The 17,508-nt window shown below is 60.2% G+C and carries 15 protein-coding genes; 4 read left to right on the top strand and 11 right to left on the bottom strand.

The features are described 5' to 3' along the window. Window positions 1-9 precede the first annotated feature (9 nt). From CFR80_RS09045 to CFR80_RS09030, 4 genes are all read right to left on the bottom strand, one after another. Window positions 10-1,044 (bottom strand): alcohol dehydrogenase catalytic domain-containing protein, encoded by a 1,035-nt coding sequence (locus CFR80_RS09045; protein ID WP_010515323.1) that lies wholly within the window; start codon window positions 1,042-1,044, stop codon window positions 10-12. Window positions 1,045-1,535: 491 nt separating this feature from the next. Further along, window positions 1,536-2,816 (bottom strand): cytosine deaminase, encoded by a 1,281-nt coding sequence (locus CFR80_RS09040; RefSeq protein WP_010515325.1) that lies wholly within the window; start codon window positions 2,814-2,816, stop codon window positions 1,536-1,538. After that, the gene (locus tag CFR80_RS09035) at window positions 2,813-4,186 is read right to left on the bottom strand and encodes a purine-cytosine permease family protein (protein WP_110507260.1); all 1,374 of its coding nucleotides are present in this window, start codon (window positions 4,184-4,186) and stop codon (window positions 2,813-2,815) included. The genes CFR80_RS09040 and CFR80_RS09035 overlap by 4 nt, the downstream gene beginning before the upstream one ends. 132 nt (window positions 4,187-4,318) lie before the next feature. Beyond that, window positions 4,319-5,407, bottom strand: a complete 1,089-nt coding sequence (locus CFR80_RS09030; protein ID WP_010515327.1) for a 2OG-Fe(II) oxygenase — start codon at window positions 5,405-5,407, stop codon at window positions 4,319-4,321. Window positions 5,408-5,638: 231 nt separating this feature from the next. On the opposite strand from CFR80_RS09030, the gene CFR80_RS09025 reads away from it, so the two are divergent. Then, window positions 5,639-8,161 carry a TonB-dependent receptor gene (locus CFR80_RS09025; RefSeq protein WP_010515329.1) on the top strand — a complete coding sequence of 841 codons (2,523 nt, stop codon included), beginning with the start codon at window positions 5,639-5,641 and terminating at the stop codon, window positions 8,159-8,161. A 332-nt stretch (window positions 8,162-8,493) separates the two neighbouring features. Here the strand turns inward: CFR80_RS09025 and CFR80_RS09020 are convergent, their stop codons facing one another. The 4 genes from CFR80_RS09020 to CFR80_RS09005 form a co-directional block, all read right to left on the bottom strand. Further along, complete coding sequence (locus CFR80_RS09020) at window positions 8,494-9,423, bottom strand: MurR/RpiR family transcriptional regulator (RefSeq protein WP_010515330.1); 930 nt, start codon at window positions 9,421-9,423, stop codon at window positions 8,494-8,496. Between the two features lie 239 nt (window positions 9,424-9,662). After that, complete coding sequence (locus CFR80_RS09015; protein ID WP_010515331.1) at window positions 9,663-10,541, bottom strand: SMP-30/gluconolactonase/LRE family protein; 879 nt, start codon at window positions 10,539-10,541, stop codon at window positions 9,663-9,665. Between the two features lie 15 nt (window positions 10,542-10,556). After that, a complete protein-coding gene (locus tag CFR80_RS09010) occupies window positions 10,557-11,294 on the bottom strand; it encodes an ABC transporter permease (protein ID WP_010515332.1) in 738 nt (245 codons plus the stop codon). Beyond that, entirely contained in the window at window positions 11,291-12,046 is a 756-nt protein-coding gene (locus tag CFR80_RS09005) for an ABC transporter permease (RefSeq protein WP_010515333.1), read from the bottom strand. Before CFR80_RS09005 ends, CFR80_RS09010 begins: the two co-directional genes overlap by 4 nt. 358 nt (window positions 12,047-12,404) lie before the next feature. Here CFR80_RS09005 and CFR80_RS09000 point away from each other — a divergent pair, with 358 nt between their 5' ends. Genes CFR80_RS09000 through CFR80_RS08990 form a run of 3 tightly spaced genes read left to right on the top strand, consistent with a single transcriptional unit; the run spans window position 12,405 to window position 15,602 of the window. Next, window positions 12,405-13,427, top strand: coding sequence for an ABC transporter substrate-binding protein (locus CFR80_RS09000; protein WP_010515336.1), 1,023 nt, complete (start codon window positions 12,405-12,407; stop codon window positions 13,425-13,427). 1 nt (window position 13,428) lies between these two features. Continuing rightward, a complete protein-coding gene (locus CFR80_RS08995) occupies window positions 13,429-14,820 on the top strand; it encodes an amidohydrolase family protein (protein ID WP_010515338.1) in 1,392 nt (463 codons plus the stop codon). Further along, window positions 14,820-15,602: an ABC transporter ATP-binding protein gene (locus CFR80_RS08990; RefSeq protein WP_110507259.1), complete on the top strand. Its 783-nt coding sequence runs from the start codon at window positions 14,820-14,822 to the stop codon at window positions 15,600-15,602. The genes CFR80_RS08995 and CFR80_RS08990 overlap by 1 nt, the downstream gene beginning before the upstream one ends. Before the next feature lie 201 nt (window positions 15,603-15,803). On the opposite strand, the gene CFR80_RS08985 is transcribed toward CFR80_RS08990, so the two are convergent. The 3 genes from CFR80_RS08985 to CFR80_RS08975 form a co-directional block, all read right to left on the bottom strand. After that, window positions 15,804-16,259 carry a nitrate reductase associated protein gene (locus CFR80_RS08985; protein ID WP_010515341.1) on the bottom strand — a complete coding sequence of 152 codons (456 nt, stop codon included), beginning with the start codon at window positions 16,257-16,259 and terminating at the stop codon, window positions 15,804-15,806. A 22-nt stretch (window positions 16,260-16,281) separates the two neighbouring features. Then, window positions 16,282-17,277, bottom strand: coding sequence for an ABC transporter substrate-binding protein (locus CFR80_RS08980; RefSeq protein WP_110507258.1), 996 nt, complete (start codon window positions 17,275-17,277; stop codon window positions 16,282-16,284). After that, the coding region (locus CFR80_RS08975; RefSeq protein WP_146221623.1) for an ANTAR domain-containing protein at window positions 17,274-17,508 on the bottom strand (235 nt) is incomplete at its 5' end. The genes CFR80_RS08980 and CFR80_RS08975, both read right to left, overlap by 4 nt.

Here is a 17,508-nt window from a genome sequence, read left to right as displayed (position 1 = left end):
CTGCCATGATTACGGAAGCAGTACGACACGACCGGGCAGTTCGCCGTCCTGCACTTCGGACAATGCGGTTTCGAATTCTTCAAGACTGTGACGACGTGCCACGGGCGACTGGATGACCCCGCGCGCCAGCAGGTCGATGGCTTCATACAGATCCTCAAGCGATGAACCGACTGACCCGCGCACGGTAATTTCACGCACGATCAGCTCAACGGGATGAACATGGAAGTCCTCGGCGGTATACCCGATCATGACCATCCGCCCGCGTCGACGCAGCATGGTGATGGCGGCCTTCATCGTGGCACTGGTGCCGACCAGTTCGAAAACGACGTCCGCCCCCTCGCCCGTGATTTCCGCCACACGGGCCGCGACATCGGGCACCTCCGCTGCGTCGATCGTGTATTCCGCGCCAAGTTGCCGGGCCAGCGCCATCCGTTCGGCCCCCATGCCCACCGCAATGACCCGGCCGCCGGCATAACGTGCATATTGCACCACGGCCATGCCAACGCCGCCCGCGCCATTGATCACCACCCATTCCCCAGGGCGGATTTCAGCCATCTTGCCCGCATGTACCGCAGTGGAACCGGCACAGCCCATGGGGGCGGCTTCCGCCATGTCCACATTGTCCGGCAGCGGCACGCAGTTGCGCAGCGGTACCACGATATTTTCGGCGTATCCCCCGTCGCTGGAAAAGCCGGGCTGCGCCTTGGGCGTGGGGCACAGATATTCCTCGCCACTGCGGCAGTACCGGCACAGGCCGCAGCCGATATAGTAATAGATCACCACGCGCTTGCCCTGCCATTGCGCGGGTACGTTGTCGCCACAGGATTCGATGGTGCCGGAGATTTCGTGGCCTACGGTGAAATCCCTTTTTCCCAGGTCAAGCAGCCCGTCACGCAGGTGCAGGTCGGTCCGGCAGACGCCGCATGCGGCAACGCGCACGCGCACCTGATCCGGGCCGGGGGACGGCACGGATACCGCGCGCAGGGCAAACGGGCGCCTGGGTTCCATAAAGCGGACAACGCGCATGGTATCGGTTTCAGACATGGACAATTCTCCCATTTTCTAAATGATCATGAACAAGGATAAATCAACATATGTATACATATCCTAATCATTTCACATCAGCAACGTACATATTGTATTACAGGTATTTTTAAATGTAATATTACATATTCTGTTACGTAATATCTATTAATTACCACAATCTATTCTTGGTTTCGTGCGGAGCGGTCTGGGAGTGAACGTACCTGCCTGCCCATGCCATTACGTCACGCGCGGCATGCTGCCCGGATCGGGTCGTGGCGTTCCGTCGCGACAGCCCGATCGGGCCGCCGCGTTACTGAACCTGATGGGAATCAGGGAAAAATGATGGCCGGTTGCTTTAATAAGAGATCAGTGAAACATCCTGAAAATTCCACGGATGTTTCTGTCGAGGTTTTCTGGACAGATGTCGGGACATATCGCCTTTTTTGCCAAAAAGGCGACATTCGGAAACGGTCATGATTTCTGTACGACCGTCCGACGGTACGGGCCGGTCAGTTCTGCCCGGAATCCCGGATTGGCTGTTCCTCAAACGGGGTATCGAGATGCAGGGTGGTTGTCTGCGCGGGGCTTTGCGCAATGACCTTTCCCGCCCGGATTACATACAGACGGGTGGGACGCAGCCGCAGTGCCTCGATCGGGGAAGATGCTTGCAGCACCACCATATCCGCCCGCTTGCCCACCGCCAGGCCGTATCCGTCAAGTTCCATGATACGTGCTGCATTTTCCGTCACGGCGCGGTAGCAGTCCAGCAGTTCTTCCTCACCGGTCATATGTCCGACATGCGCGCCCATTGAGGCCACTTCCAGCATGTCATGGCTGCCAAGGCGGTACCACGGGTCCATGACGCAGTCATGACCGAAACCGACCGGCACGCCCGCCTGCACCAGTTCGCGAATCCGTGCAAGGCCCCGCCGCTTGGGATAGGTATCATAGCGCCCCTGCAACGTGATGTTGATCAGCGGATTCGCGATAACGCCCATTCCGGAGTCCGCCAGCATCCCGATCAGCTTGCCAGCATAGGCATTGTCGATCGAATGCATCGATGCAAGATGGGACCCGGCCACCCTGCCCTGCAGGCCGTAGCGGATCGTGCAGGCCGCCATGGTTTCGGCATGACGGGAAGATGCGTCATCCGTCTCATCGCAATGCATGTCGACACTCAGCCCCCGATCCGCCGCAATGCGGAACAGGGCTTCAATCGACAGCGTGCCTTCGTTGGTGGTCCGTTCGAAATGCGGTATGCCCCCGACCAGATTCACCCCCATGTCCAGCGCGTGCTCCAGACGTGCCGCCGCCCCCGGCATGCGGAAAAATCCATCCTGCGGGAACGCGACCAGCTGGATGTCGATCCACGGCTTCATGTCTTTCTGCAGTGCCAGCAGCGCGCGCACGGCGCGCGGCTCCTCCGGGCTGGTATCGACATGGCTGCGAATGGCCAGGTTTCCCTTGGCAATCGCCATTTCACACAGGCGTTTTGCCCGGTTATAGATGTCTTCCTCGGTCAGGGTCGGTTTCAGTTCCTTCCAGATTGCAATGCCTTCCGCCAGCGTACCGCTGGTGTTGTGCCGTATGATCCCGGCCGTAAGCGTGGAATCCAGATGGAAGTGCGAATCCACGAACGGGGGGGAAACAAGGTGGCCGCCCACGTCTATCTTCCGCCCGGCCTCACCAGTGAACCGGGGCGCGATGTCGGCAATCAGCCCATTGCGGATTGCGATATCGGCGCGCGTGCCGTCGGGTAGCGTTGCATTGGTAAGAACGAGATCCATCATGCCTGGGTCACCTTGATGCCGGTCAGGCGGTACTTTCGCGCCTGCTGGCGTAGAAGAAGATACTGGCCGGTCGCGGCCATTGCAAAACCAACGAAATAGCCAATGTCAGCCCCCTGCAGCAGGCGGGCGACAGGGCTGATATATAGCGGCGTGGATGAGAACAGGATGATCGTGGCCACCGTCACGGCAACAAACAGGATGGCGGACGGACTCCAGCCCTGCGGGGTCACCATGCGGCGCGCTTTCAGGGAAGGAGGTCGGGCGTACCAGTCCGTCAGGACGATCCCGCACCATGGGGCAATCCAGTACAGCGCCATCAGCAGGGCGTTTTCATACAGGGTCGTAAAACGCCCTTCCCCCATGACGGCCAGCACATAGGCCAGTCCAGCCGTCAGCACGGCGCTGAGCGGACGGGGCAGCCGTGACCCGGCGGAGATCAGGGCATAAGCGGCCGTATTGTCATTGGCCGCGTTGATGGCGATGGATGACAGCGCGATGGCCGCAAGGGCAACGGGTGCCAGCGGCCCCATCCAGGACTGCAGGGCAAGAATGACGGATTCCGGCGAAGGGCTGGCGATCATGGCGCCCGTCAGCAGCCCGAACAGTTCCATGAGCATGGCGGAACTGAATATGCCGCCAAAAGTCAGCGCAAACACCTTGCCCCGCCCGGTCCGGCGCGAGACATAGCGCGTGTAATCCGATGCATAGGCCGTCCAGGCCAGCGTGAAACTGCTGACCGCGCCCAGTGCCAGCAGGATATGCGCACCGTCCGGTGCGGGACGGGCGGCGACCATCGGTGTGCCATCGGGTCGATGCGTGACGGCCATCCACCCGCTAAATGCAAAGGCCGCCAGAAGAATCCACCCAAGATATTTCTCAATGGTCTGCACGGTGTCGTGCCCGGCGGCACTGGCCAGAAGCTGCGCCAACGCCAGAATCGCCATCGCAAGCCAGAATGGCAGGGTCATGCCCCATGTCTGCACCAGCAGGATGAGTGCTATGGCAGACGGGACGTTATTGACGGCATCCCAGCCAATGCAGTTCACCCAGTTGATCAGGGCGGGAAGGCGTTTGCCCCTGCTGCCGAAGGAAAACCGCGATGCTTCCATCTGCGGCAATCCGGTATCCGGCCCCATGACCGCGCAGGCTGCGACCGGCAGGGCCCCCAGCACGTTGCCGATCAGCAGGACCACAAAGGCGGACCAGCCGCCCAGCCCCAGGCTGACCACCAGCACGCCAATGACCCACGCCGCCGGCGCGAGGTTGGGGGAGAAATGACTCCAGAATATCCGGTCGGCAGACATGGTCTGCAATTCTGGCGGCACGGGGCGTTCGACGGTTTCCGGACCGGCACCTTCTATCTTTGCCACGGGTTTCGATTCGCTTGTGTCATGATCATCGTTTCACCACCGTATGAATGGAATCCGGGCATGGCAATTGCACGGGTACGCAGGGCACCGTGACACGCCGCCCGTCGATATGGCCCGCGCCATGCGCATCGGTCAGCCCGCCGTGTTGCGCCGTGACGCGCGCGCGGCCTGCCAGTTGGCTTCGCGTATGCGTGCGGCTTCCTCATCATAAAGGAAGGTCAGGCATGCAAAACGTTCCCCCTGTGTAATGGGCTCGACCTTGTGCATGAGGCCGCAGGAGAATACGAGTGCGCCGCCAGCCGGGGGCGCCAGGCCACGCGGACTGAATTCAGGAAATGTGACCTGCCCGCCGGCAAAGGCGTCATTGAGGTTGATGGACACCGCGAAACGCCGGTGGGCGGCGGCTGTCAGGGTATCATCACGGTGGGGACCAAACCGCCCGCGTTCACGGGCCGCGTAACAGGCAATGATCAGGCGTTCCAGCCGTGTTGCGTTGAACTGGAAAACCTTGCGTATTTCGGGAACGATTCGCCGTGTGATGCGTAACTGCACCTGATTGACCAGGTGTGCGTCCTCAATGGGGCAGTCACGGCGGCGCTTGAACATGGAATCCAGCACGGGCACCGAACGGCCGGGCGTATTTTCCATGAATATGCCCGATGGTCGCGCACCTTTTTCCTTATAATGACGTATCAGCCGGTCGCAGAATTCGGGTTCGAATACATCAGACAGGATCAGCGCGGGAACAGGTCCGGATGTCTCACGCATCATCATGGATGGAATGGCGGCGAGGATGGGCAGGATCTCATCAATGACATGCGGGCCGTGGGGGAAGACCGCGCGGACTCGCAGCATGGGATCAACCAGCAGCCAGAACGGGCGCGTATCGGCGGCAAAGCCGTACAGGGTGCTGACCTTGCAGTCCGTATCCCAGAAAAACCTTATGGCAGGGTTGGATGACAGCGCCTGCAGTCGCTCCCTGTCCTGCGGGTCGTTCGTAACGCCGAAGAAAAGAGTATGGATGCCGTCAATGCGCGAACCGTGGGCCGCCAGCCGTTCAAGGCTGGGGGTGACATCCGATTCCAGACTGGAGTGAAAGAAGAAAAGGACGCTGTAACGTCCGGCGGCCTTGTCGAAATGATAGTCGCCATGTGCGTCGGACCCCTGCTGCACAAACCATGGGGCGGGGTCCCCTACCAGGATGGATGGATTTACGGACATGGCACTTGCTCTACTTTTCTGTCGGGTTCGTATCGCATGATGCATTTAGCATGGATCCCGGGGCACAAACAGACCGCGCCCGGGCCGTGTTGTATACAAAACATGTTGTATAAATGCATCATACCCAAAAATGTCGTACGGATGGTCAACTTTTACCTTAGGCAAACCGAACCTGACTGATATGTTACGAAATCATAATCAAGTGGCCGTTATCAGCGAAGGGTAAAACCATTGATCAGCTGGCGTATTACAAAAATTCTGGCGGCCAGTACCGCCCTGTCCACGGTCGGAATAGCGGAGAGCGCAACCTCCAGCGCCCAGACGGCAACCGTGGCCTCGCATGCGCGCGCAACTGGTCGTGCGCATGCGTCAACGCCTGCCTCGAAAGCAAACCCGGCCACTGACGCAACGCCCGTCAACGGCGTTCAGGCTGCGCCTGCTGCGGAACATATCCGTGTCACCAGCAGCGGCGTCAGCGCCGACGGCGTGACCGGCCGGGCGATGGGCGGCGGCCTGATGCACCGTGAGACCGAGGCCAAGTCCCAGACCACGGTCAGCCGTGATTTCATTTCGAAGCTGGCGCCCGCCACATCCGCGGCACAGATGCTGCAGTTTGCACCGGGTGCCAATATCGCATCGTCCGATCCGTTCGGGCTGTCCGATGCCACATCGATCAATGTCCGTGGCATGCAGCAGTCTGAAATCGGGTACCTGTATGAAGGCGCGCCGATCGCGGACGTTGACACCTATACCCCGTATACAACGGAATGGGGCGATACCGAAAACTATCAGGAAGTGCAGCTGTCGCAGGGGCAGTCGGACATCAATGCGCCGCTGGCAAACGCCACGGCCGGCACGATGAACGTGAAGACAATCAACCCCTCCCACCATTATGGTGGCCTGGTTGATTATTCATATGGATCGCATCGCACGAACCGTGAATTCATCCGTCTGGAAACAGGTGACATCGGCAATACCGGCCTGCGTGGCTATATCTCCTATTCCAACGCGACATGGGATGTGTGGCGTGGTTACGGGTCGGGCCAGCGCCGTCATATCGATTCCAAATTCGTCAAGGAATGGGGTGACGGGAACTCGGTCAGCTTTGTCGAGGCCTATAACGAAAACAACACGCCCGGCTATACCAACCCCAGCATGGCAGATTGGCAACAGGGGGGCATCAAGGGCCTGAGCGAGTATACAGGTGACAAATCCGACCCATCTTCCTACTGGAAAAGCTCGGAAGGTGGATGGAGCAACCTGATCCTTGTCATGCCCATGCATTTCAAGCTGTCGGATCGCTGGAAGCTGCATGTATCGCCGTACTTCTATTATGGTGCGGGTGGCGGCGGCTATGGTTCGTCCTTCCCCGGGACGGCATCCACCTTCTATACCGGGTCGGAAACCGTGTCGCAGGCCTATCCCGGGCAGTCCATCGCCCTTCCCTATCCGGGCCAGACGTCTGACGGCTATTTCAATGGACAGGCTTATTATACGGAAATCGAATTCCACCCCGGCATCAATGCATCGGTGGATTTCAAGGCCGATCGCCACAACAAGCTGACCCTTGGCTGGTGGTATGATTATAACGATGACTATGAAAGCGAGACCTATTCCCAGTACGGAACGGACGGATCGCCCAACAGCGTGTGGGGCAGCGGCAAGCTGCGCACATCGGGCGGGAACATCCTGTATGGGGTGAACTACCACCTGATCACGCAGACAAACGGCATCTACTTCGGTGATTCGGCATCGTATCTTCATGACAGGCTGAAACTGAGTGCCGGTTTCCGTGAAGTCATTGTCAACCGTGGCGGCACCAACAACCTGCCTGGCGCGGGATCAAGCTCCGACTTCCCCTATCGCGTCGGCATGAATACCGCTGTTCCGGAACCGCGCGTATCGGCCAGCTACAAGATCAACCAGCATGATCAGGTCTATATTTCCGGCACGACAAACTTCAAGATGCCGTCGGCGTCCACCTACTTCACGGGGTTCTATAACAACCCGTGGGATGGCACGGGTTATCCGGGCGGGTATAACACCAAGAACGAATACGCCATTACGGAAGAACTGGGCTTCCGCCACTACGGGTCGCTGCTGAATTTTGCCGTATCGCTGTATAATATCAATATCACGAACCGTAACCTCAACTCGGTGATCAATATGGGTAGCGGTTCGAATACCGTTGCCTACCAGACCACCCTGAACGGTGGCGGCAATACGCTGCGCGGCGCGGACATGGAATTCAGCACGCGCCCATGGCATCACTTCTCGCCTTACGTTTCAGCATCCTACCTGCATGCGTCAGAAGATAATGATGTGACGGCGGTAACCGAAAACGGCGCCATATCGACAATTCATACGAAGGGTAAAACATCGGTTCTGGCCCCCGAATGGATGGTCAACGCGGCACTGAACTATGATGATGGCCATATCTTCGGCAGCCTGCGTTACCACTGGACTGGAAAACAGTGGGCCGACGAAATGAATACCGAGGCCTTGCCCGCCCATGGCCAGCTTGACCTGACCCTTGGGTATCGTCTGAAAAACGTCTGGTATCTCAAGCATCCCCAGATCCAGCTGAACATCTACAACCTTGGTGACTTCCATTATCTGTCAGGCGTGGAAGCCGTAACTACCAACGCCTATCAGACGACGGCCGCCAATGGTCAGACAGTCGCGCAGAACTCGCCAGCCTATTACGTCGCCAGTACATTTGCCGCGATGGTAACGGTTTCGACAGGTTTCTGAAGCCAGTGGACGGAAAGCCTGAACGGGATCAGGCTTTCCTTTCGACAAAAGAATATGGTTGGCGCGTTTGATATTTATGTGCCTGGATCAGGAAGATGCGGTTTCCAGGCACAGGACATGCAGAAACGACAACAGGAAATGGGCAGTCGTTTACATTTTTGACTTCACCAGATTCACAGGTAGCCTCTTCCCGACCCTCTGCCTGTGACATGTCCTGAAAACCATATGGAAAGTTTTTGGTGAAGCTGTTTTCAGAAAGCTTCAGACAGGCTGCTTTTTCAAAAAGCAGTATCCATGAAATATGAATATTGTATTCTGAATTAATCTTTTACTTATTTCCGTGGTGCGGTCGCCCGCTTGGGCCCGCCGGGGTTGCCGGGGCGTGATTCCATATCGAGCCAACGCAGGATCGTGCGTGTATACTTGTTGGCGGAATCTGCCGCGCCGCGCGTGCTGTGGGCAACCGCCGCGCAAAGTGCTTCCATCATCGCCAGAACGCTTGCATCCGAATTGGCGGCAAACTGACGCTCTGCCGTGACATACAGGACAAGATCGGTCAGGGCCGCCAGTGGTGAAGCCGGGCTGTCGGTAATCGCCATGACACGCGCGCCCTGTGCCCGGGCATCCCGTGCCACCGTGATCGTGTCAGCCATATAACGCGGGAAGGCCACCGCAATGACCAGGTCCTTGCTGCCATATCGGCGCACCCTGCGTGCGGCGCTGACCCCACCGCCTGTAATGCCAACGGAATCAATATTGTCACGGTAGATATCAAGGCCGTTGGACAGCATGGCTGCAAGATGACTGCCATTTTCCATGCCAACCACATAAATGCGCCGTGCCGTGAGGATGGCCTGGACGGCATTGCTGCAGCCCTCTGCGGATAGTCCGCGCATTGTTGCCTCAATATTGCGCACGTCCTCCTGCAGGGAGGCGGCCATGACTTCCAGCGCGTTCGACCGTCCGTCCAGGTTCCTGATCAGGCGGTCAACCGGCACGAAAGCGGATTCAAAACTGCGGATCAGTTCCGCCCGGAATGCCGCATAGCCGGAAAATCCCAGCGCACGCGCCAGCCGGTTGGCGGTTGCGGTCGAAACACCGACATGGGCTGCAATGTCATGAATGCTCAGCCGTGCGGCGTTGATGGGCTCATCCACCACGAAATCGGCAAGATCCCTGAGCGCCTGCGTAAGATCCGGATAGACGCGGGCAATCCGTTCCGCCATGGGGCTGTGTGGTGGCAGGGATGTGGGTGGCTGCATTCGGCAGTATCCTGACTTGGCCTTATCATCATTTCATCTAGCCCCCTCCCCTTTCGCAGCGGATGGGACATGGCAGGCAGGGCGGACGCATAAGGACGGTGAATACGCGCCTGGGGGATGTTTTCTGCAGCGCATTGCGCGTCGTGGCAACTCTCCCTCCTACAAAACCCGGTTTTCGCGTTGCGGTCGCTTTTTTTTTTCGTTTTCCGCGCGACGTGCAGGACCGCAGGAAAACAGGCTTAACCGGCAAAGCGTGGTTCGACCATGCCTCTCACGCCAAGGCCGTGCACGGCAAACAGGGCGCCCCGCAGGGGGTGATCGGCCACCGCGTCGGGTTGCAGGCCATGCGCCATGGATGTGACGAACAGGATGTCCAGTCCGGCCCCGCCAAAGGCAACGCTGGTCACACGTCTCACCGGTATCTGGATGACCCGGTCAATGTTGCCGTCGGGCCGGTAGCGCACGATCTGTCCCGCACCACAATGCGCGCTCCAGACACAGCCTTCGGCATCGACGCAGGCGCCATCAAGCCTGCCTGTTCCGTCGTGCGGCAGGGAGGCGAAGGGCCGCCCGCGCGACAGGGTGCCTTCGGTCGTGTCGTAATCGTAAACCATCATTTCGTTTGAATGACTGTCGGAGAAATAGAAACGGCGTCCATCCGGGCTCCAGCATGGTCCATTACTGACACCAATCCCGCCGCGCAGCCGGTGTAATGACAGGTCGGCATCAAGGCGGTACAGTTCGGCAAAACGGTTTTCCGCCGCATCGACAACCATGGAGCCGAAGATAAACCGGCCCTGCCGGTCAACCTTGCCGTCATTCAGCGTCAGGTGCGCCCGATCATGTCCGGGGTCCACCACACGGGTCAGGGCGCCGGTATGGAAATCCAGCATGAAGATCCCCGTGCGCAACGCGACAACCGCCCCGCCCCCATGGCGTAACGCCATTGAACCGATGCTGGCGGGAAAATCCCATGCCCGGATTTCATGTCCATCGGCCGTCGCGCGGAACAGGCGCCTGCCCAGGCTGTCCACCCAGAAGATGCGCTGTGTCCCGGCATCCCATAACGGATTTTCGCCCAGCGTTGTTTTCAGGTCAGCCACAACCGCGATGTGCATCACGTCCCCCCTTGCCTATTGCCAGCGTCGGGTTACGGCCCGTTCGGCATGCAGGGCCACAAAGAAACAGCAGACCGACAGCACCATTGCCACAAGACTGCACCCGAAGGCGCGTTCGGACCGGAATTCGGCCGTTGTAATGCGGAACAGCGCGCCCAGCCCCCCTGTCTGCATGAGGTATTCGGCAGTCAGGCTTGCCAGGATCGCGGTCGGGGCGGCAATGCGCAGGGCTGTCATACAGGATGGCACGGATGCAGGCAGCCGAAGCAGCAGCAGCCGCATCCGTGCGCTGGCCCCGAACACGCTGAAGACATCCAGGCTGCCCGCCGGGACCGACCGTAACCCCGCGTGCATATACACGAAGGCAGGCAGAAAACAGATGATGGCCACGATAACGACCAGCGTTGTCATGTGGTAACCGAACAGGCGCGACAGAACGGGAATGATGGCGACAACCGGGATGGAGGACAGCATCATTGCAAGCGGCGTCAGCAGATATTCCATTACCGCGGAAAACTGGCACAGCAGCGCCAGCATGCCCCCCATCGCCAGTCCCGCCGTAAGGCCCGGAACGGCGACCAGCAGCGTCCTTGCTGCGGCGCGGCCATAAACCAATGGGTTGGACGCTATATCCATGATGACGGCCATGGGGTGCGGCATGACGATCTGGTTGACCCCGCTGGCCTGCACCCCGACCTGCCAGGCCAGCAGCAGCAGGCAGGGGCCCCACCAGCGCGCAAGGAAACGTCTCATCGGTAATGCCGCCCCACGATACGCTCGACATAGCCAAGCAGGACAAAAATGACGAGCGACAGCCCGCAGCACAGGATGACCGTGCTCCACAGCAGGGCGATCTGGAAGTTTTCCATTGCGCTGAGGATCAGCAGCCCAAGACCATGGGCAGAGCCGAACCATTCGCCCAGTATGGTACCCAGAAAAGCCACCGGCACCGCCTGCCGCAATCCGGTCACCAGTGCCGGTAGGGCGGACGGGACATCAAGCAGCCAAAGCCTGCGCAGGGGGGATGCGCCGAATATCTGGAACAGATCCCTATGTGTTGGCGCGGCCGACTCAATTGCAGTACAGCCGGCGATGTAGGAGACGAAAAAGACCCCGATTGCGGCGATGGCCGTCCCGGCCCACGCAGGGGACAGCACGGCCATGAACAGCGGCCCCAGTGCGATCATGGGTATCGCATGGATAACGCTTGCCAGCCGGTCCAGCCCGGCCCGGGAAAAAGGCAGGAGATGCCCGAACAGCGCAGTTGCAAGCCCCCCAGCCTGCCCGATGCCATATCCCCATGCCGCTGTTGAAAGCGTTGCCAGACTTGCACGGATATAAAGATGCCGCCGGTATGGCACCGTAAGGCTGGCGATGACACTGCTCGGTGGCGGGAAGGTCGGGCCAAGCAGCTTTGCGCTCCCGATGACCTGCCACAGGACCAGAACAATGGCGAACCCCACGGTCGCAGTGATGGCTGCACGGAAGCGGGTGACGTATTTCATGCTGTCGCACCGTGGCGATGTATCGGGGCGTGCCCGTGTCGGGATCGCAGGATCGTGTGGCCTGTGCCATCACCCCTGTGTTGAGTTCCCGTGCTACGCTTCCGTGAATACCGGACGGGCATGTCGCACCCTCCCCCTCAGGATATGAACAGTCGGCGGGAAAACGTGGCAATGCATGGCGTGGCCTGCATTGGAATCGTAACTTTACAGAAACGATGATAGCGGCCTGCCCCCGTCATGTCAGTAATATAATTTACACGTTGACGGTTATTTCGAAAATAAAGTAACATTTTTTCATCAGGGAAAAATTGCGTGACAGGTTTCGGCGCAGGCCGGAACAGCAGGCGGGGATCATGGCATGAAGTGGCATCGAAGATCGTTCCTCGCCAGCCTTGTCCTGTGCCGTGCTGTGGCGCCCGGTTCCATACGGGCGGCCGAAACGTCGTCCCTGCCGGTTGTCAGGCTGAAGCTCGGCTGGATCGCCAATGTCCAGTACGCAGGCGAATGGATCGCCCTTGATCACGGGTTTTTCCGTAACCAGGGGCTGGACGTCACATGGACGGCCGGCGGTCCCAACGCGCCGGACCCGGCCGTCATGCTGGCGGCGGGACGGGCCGACCTGTCCTACATGTCATGGCTGCCGTTTCTGGATGCGGTCGCACGTGGCAACGACCTTGTGATCCTCGGCACCGAAATGCCCCGTAATCCGCTCGGGGTCATTTCACTGCCCGCCCATCCTGTGCGCGTGCCGCGCGACCTGCTTGGCCTGCGCATCCTTGCGCAGGGTATTAACGAGACGACGTCAATCAATGCCGTACTCGCCATTGCGGGCCTGCCCCAGAAATGGACCTTCGTCCCCGCCGGTTTTTCCCCCGATCCCCTGCTTGATGGGCAGGGTGACGCGTTCGTGGGGTTCGATACCAACCAGAAGCTTACGCTTGAAATGATGGGCCTGAAACAGGACCGGGACTTCATTTTCACGAATTTCGCCGATCTGGGATTTGTCACCCCTGCCGCCCTTCTGGTGACGACCCGCGCCTACCTTGCGCAGAACCGGCCCCGGGTCGTGGCCTTCCTGCGCGGGTTGATACAGGGGTGGACCTTCAACGAAACCGATCCCGCGGTCGCCGCCCGTCTGGTGGTTGAAAAATATGGTGAGGATTACGGTTTCGACCTTGACCAGCAGATCCTGCAGAACAGAAGCCAGATCCCCTTCACCCATTACCGCGGGATGCCGTCGCGCCCGCTACTCTCCCTCGACCGGGACATGATGGCCGGGCCGATGTATGCCGCTGCCCGCGCGGCGGGGCGCACCGCCCTGCCCGATATCGACCGGATTGCCGATTTCACGGTTGTTCCCGAAGCTTTTAAAGGAATTTGACATGGCGCTTCCCTCTAAGGCGGATATCGTCATTCATGGATGCGATATCGTAACAATGAACGATGCCGGGGACGTCATCCGCGATGGCGTGATTGTCATAAGCGACGGCCGGCTGGTGCATGTGGGCCCTCGTGCCGATATTGGCGACATTGCCGCCACGACCGTAATCGACGGACGGGGCCGGATCGCCATGCCAGGCATGATCGACGCGCATGTCCATACCGCGCAGCAGCTGTTGCGCGGCAAACTGGCTGAAATGAGCCGCCTCGGCCCGCTGCGCAACCCGCCATGGAAAAACTATTATGTCCCGTTCGAGGCCCTTCTCGATCCCGAAGACATCTATCTGAGCGGCCTGCTGGCCTATGCCAACATGATCATGTGCGGCACGACCTGCTTTGCCGAAGCTGGTGGCCCCCACCCAGATGAAATGGCCCGGGCGGCGGTTGAAACCGGCATTCGCGGTTTTGTCGCCCTGACGACATCGGACCTGAATACCAGTTTCGCAGGAAGGGACATGCCGCCGTCGATGATGATGACGACGGACGAGGCGCTGGCCAGGAACATCGCCCTGGTTGAACGGTGGCGCGATCACCCCCGCGTCAGGGCCTGGATGTCGCTGCGCCAGATCATCGTGTGCAGTCCCACGCTGATTGCGGGCATGGCGGACGCGGCGCGTGCCCACGGCGTGAAGATCCACACCCATCTGGCCGAAGGGACGTATGAGGTGGATTACGCGCTGGAACAGCACGGCAAGCGGCCCACCGAATACCTGAACGACCTTGGCGCACTTGGGCCACACCTGCACTGCGCCCATTCGGTCATCCTGTCCGCCGAGGAAGTCGATCTGTACGCCACGCACCGCATGTCCGCCTGCCACTGTGCCTTTGGCAATTACGGGATCGGCGTGCCCCGCCTGCAGGAAATGTGGCGGCGCGGGGTGGATATCGGGATGGGGACCGATGGCGCGGCCTCGTCCTTTACGCTCGACCTCTTTCAGGTCGCTCATGCCGCGCGGGTCGGTCAGGCCGCGGCCATTGGACATGCCTATCACCAGCGTGTTCCCATGTCCGGGGAGGAACTGCTCAAGATTGCGACACGTGGCGGCGCGCGCGCCGTGGGAATGGGGGACGAACTGGGCTGTCTGGAGGCCGGGCGCCACGCGGACCTGATCCTGGTGGATACATCCGACCTTGATCACATGGGGTCGATGGACCCGCTTTTCCTTGCAGCGCATTGCGTGGTCGGGCGGGATGTGCGCGATGTGATTATCGAAGGCGCCGTGGTGATGCGTGACCGCAGGCTGCTCAACATCGATATCGAGGCCCTGCGCGCAAGGGTGAATGAACGCAGGGCAAGGATCATGGAAAGGTTTGACGCGATGGTCCAGAGCTGATGCAGCGGGTCCCGGCAATCGAGCTGAGCCACGTTTCCAAGACGTTCCAGCTGAATGACGGTCGGAACATTCTGGCGCTGGACGATATTTCCCTTGCCATCAGGGAGGGTGAATTCGTCGCGCTGCTGGGGCCGAGCGGTTGCGGGAAAAGCACGATCCTGCGCCTGATCGCGGCACTGGCCACGCCCAGCGCGGGCCAGATCCGGGTTGAAGGTGTGGCACCCGCCGAACTGTCGCGCGCCCATCGTCTTGGTGTCGCCTTTCAGGATGCGGCGCTGCTGCCATGGCTGTCGATCACGGCGAATATCAGCCTGCCCTTCCGCCTGGCCGGGTATCCGGTCGATCAGGCGCGGGTGGATGACCTGATCCGGCGGGTCGGGCTGGCGGATTTCGCCCATGCGCGACCCAGCCAGCTTTCCGGCGGCATGCGCCAGCGTGCGGCCATTGCGCGTGCGCTTGTGCTTTCGCCAGAGGTGCTGTTGCTGGATGAACCCTTTGGTGCGCTGGATGCGGTCACGCGCCGCAGCATGAACCTTGAACTCATGCGGCTGTGGAGCACGCAGCAGATCACCACCCTGCTGATTACGCACGATGTCGCCGAGGCCCTGTTCCTTGCGGATCGCATCATTGTGCTCAGGCCCCGCCCCGGTCGCATCGCCCATGAGGTTGACGTCCCCTCTCCCCGCCCGCGCGATGCCGCGATCATGCGCACGGAGCAGTTTCATTCCATGGCGGATACGCTGACGAACATGCTTGCCGATGGTTTTGATGAACAGGCATGACCAGCTTCTGGCGTGACGGGCTGGTTTTCAGGAAAATGGAACGTTTCCGGGTGTCGCCATTTTTCAGAAAGGCGACGTTTTTCGGGTTTTCCTGAAGCAGGCTCCACCAGAAACATCCAGCAGATTTACGGGATGTTTCATGAGCCGACTTTTCAGACGGTTTCCTGGAAAATGCCGCCTGTTTGAAACGGGCGGCATTCGTCATGCATCCGTATCAAGAAATTCCCGTAAGGCGGGTCCGAAATTCCGGTTTTCATGGCCCGGCCGTGTCAGTTTGACCAGCGCAAAGCGCTGCAGGCAGGACAGGTGCCCCCACTGTTCGGGTGTAGGAGGCCGCAACCCGCTGGATTGTGCTTTCAGCCTGATCGCATCAGGCACGCCAGCAGCCAGTTGCCATGCTTCGGTCTGGGCAGGTGGAAGCAGTTTTGGTTCTTCCCCTGCCCGGGTCCTGATCAGGTGCAGGAGGAAGGACCGGTACGCCACCTGTTCCGGCGGCGTGGTGGCGGGACGGTCCACCAGTGCCTGCCTGTCGTGCGGCGTGAAACGGCTCCATTGACGCAGGCTGAGTTTTACCCCGCACAGGTCCAGCTTCATGCGCACGATCATGGGAACACAGCGTAACGACAGGGCAAAATCCATTTCAAAATTGAACAGCATGGCCTCCCTCTCCCCGCGCGGTTCACAGTGACCGCGCACAGGCGTGGGGGGGATCCGCGGGCATGGGACCGATCCAGCGCATGAGTATCTGCTGCTCGGCATTGTCCACCCATCCCAGCGCCGTCATATCGCTTATGATCCAGTCAAGGTCGGACGGCAGCAGGCTGCCCCCGGCAAAGGTCACGCATTCGCGGGCATCCCCACCGGGCAGGACGGCGTCCGTCGCCGCCAGCGGCAGTGTCAGCCCGCCATCCGCGACAGGGGCCGCCAGCGCGCGCGCGATGTCCGCGCGGTGGGCCGGCTGCTGGCAGAACGCAATCGCGTCCCGCAGGGCATGCGACATGCGCCGCGCCGTCGCGGTGCATGACAGCAGCTTTCCCGATGCGACAATGATCTTTTCAACATGGCCGGGCAGGACGGTGGCTGACCCGCCCACGCGAAAGGCAAGCCCGAGCTGTTCCGCCTCGGTACCCCATGGCGGACCGACACAGCCGCCATCAATCGCGTTTTCCGCAAGCGCATGGATCATGTCGGTCGGGGGCATGACCGACAGGTCGATTTCATCCTCCATGCTGACATCGATCATCTTCAGAAAGCGCCGGAGGATGAGGAGATGGGTGGAATACATATGCACGACGGCAATACGCGGCTTCCGCCCGATGGCCGTGGACCACCGGTCAAAGGCCTGCCGCCCCTGACGGCCGGCATTCCATGCCCCTTCCACCGGGTTCGCGCCGCGCAGCATGATCGTGTTGCCGCCCCGGCTGATCAGGCCCAGCGGGCGCAGCCCCGTATCATGCCCGCGCCGCCCGAGAGCGGTCATCATGGCCAGCGGCGCGAAAATGACGGCGGCATCCAGTCTGTTCCATGCCAGACCATCGGCAATGTTGGCCCACGATGGGGAGACGACGATCTCGCTCTCCAGACCATGACGGGCAAAAATGCCCTGCTGTCGCCCCATGATCACCGGTGCGCTGTCAGCCAGCTTCAGCACGCCGATCCGTAACGGTGTGTTCATGATGCCTCATCCCTTTTGTGCGATGCCAGATACTCCCCTGCGACGGCCGCAATGCGACGCGATGTCTGCATGGCCCGGCGCTGGAGCCATCGATAGGCCTGCGCTTCGGTCAGTTCGTCGCGCGTGCGGCGGAAGCGGGCATACAGCGCGATGGCGGCACGTAGCAGCGGCTTCACGTCACGGGGCAGCGCCTCCAGCACGTTGTACGAACATATGCCGGTGTCGAAGGCT

The sequence above is a fragment of the Komagataeibacter oboediens genome, from assembly GCF_003207815.1.
In the GTDB taxonomy this organism is placed as follows: Bacteria; Pseudomonadota; Alphaproteobacteria; order Acetobacterales; family Acetobacteraceae; genus Komagataeibacter; species Komagataeibacter oboediens.
This window is presented reverse-complemented; position numbering and strand designations above follow the sequence as displayed.

Excerpts from the sequence above, each read along its gene's own strand:
- CFR80_RS09040 (WP_010515325.1), bottom strand. The coding sequence starts at position 2,816 with ATGATGGATCTCGTTCTTACCAATGCAACGCTACCCGACGGCACGCGC.
- CFR80_RS09015 (WP_010515331.1), bottom strand. The coding sequence starts at position 10,541 with ATGCACATCGCGGTTGTGGCTGACCTGAAAACAACGCTGGGCGAAAAT.
- CFR80_RS09005 (WP_010515333.1), bottom strand. The coding sequence starts at position 12,046 with ATGAAATACGTCACCCGCTTCCGTGCAGCCATCACTGCGACCGTGGGG.
- CFR80_RS09030 (WP_010515327.1), bottom strand. The coding sequence starts at position 5,407 with ATGTCCGTAAATCCATCCATCCTGGTAGGGGACCCCGCCCCATGGTTT.
- CFR80_RS08995 (WP_010515338.1), top strand. The coding sequence starts at position 13,429 with ATGGCGCTTCCCTCTAAGGCGGATATCGTCATTCATGGATGCGATATC.
- CFR80_RS08985 (WP_010515341.1), bottom strand. The coding sequence starts at position 16,259 with ATGCTGTTCAATTTTGAAATGGATTTTGCCCTGTCGTTACGCTGTGTT.
- CFR80_RS09000 (WP_010515336.1), top strand. The coding sequence starts at position 12,405 with ATGAAGTGGCATCGAAGATCGTTCCTCGCCAGCCTTGTCCTGTGCCGT.
- CFR80_RS08990 (WP_110507259.1), top strand. The coding sequence starts at position 14,820 with ATGCAGCGGGTCCCGGCAATCGAGCTGAGCCACGTTTCCAAGACGTTC.
- CFR80_RS08980 (WP_110507258.1), bottom strand. The coding sequence starts at position 17,277 with ATGAACACACCGTTACGGATCGGCGTGCTGAAGCTGGCTGACAGCGCA.
- CFR80_RS09010 (WP_010515332.1), bottom strand. The coding sequence starts at position 11,294 with ATGAGACGTTTCCTTGCGCGCTGGTGGGGCCCCTGCCTGCTGCTGCTG.
- CFR80_RS09045 (WP_010515323.1), bottom strand. The coding sequence starts at position 1,044 with ATGTCTGAAACCGATACCATGCGCGTTGTCCGCTTTATGGAACCCAGG.
- CFR80_RS09020 (WP_010515330.1), bottom strand. The coding sequence starts at position 9,423 with ATGCAGCCACCCACATCCCTGCCACCACACAGCCCCATGGCGGAACGG.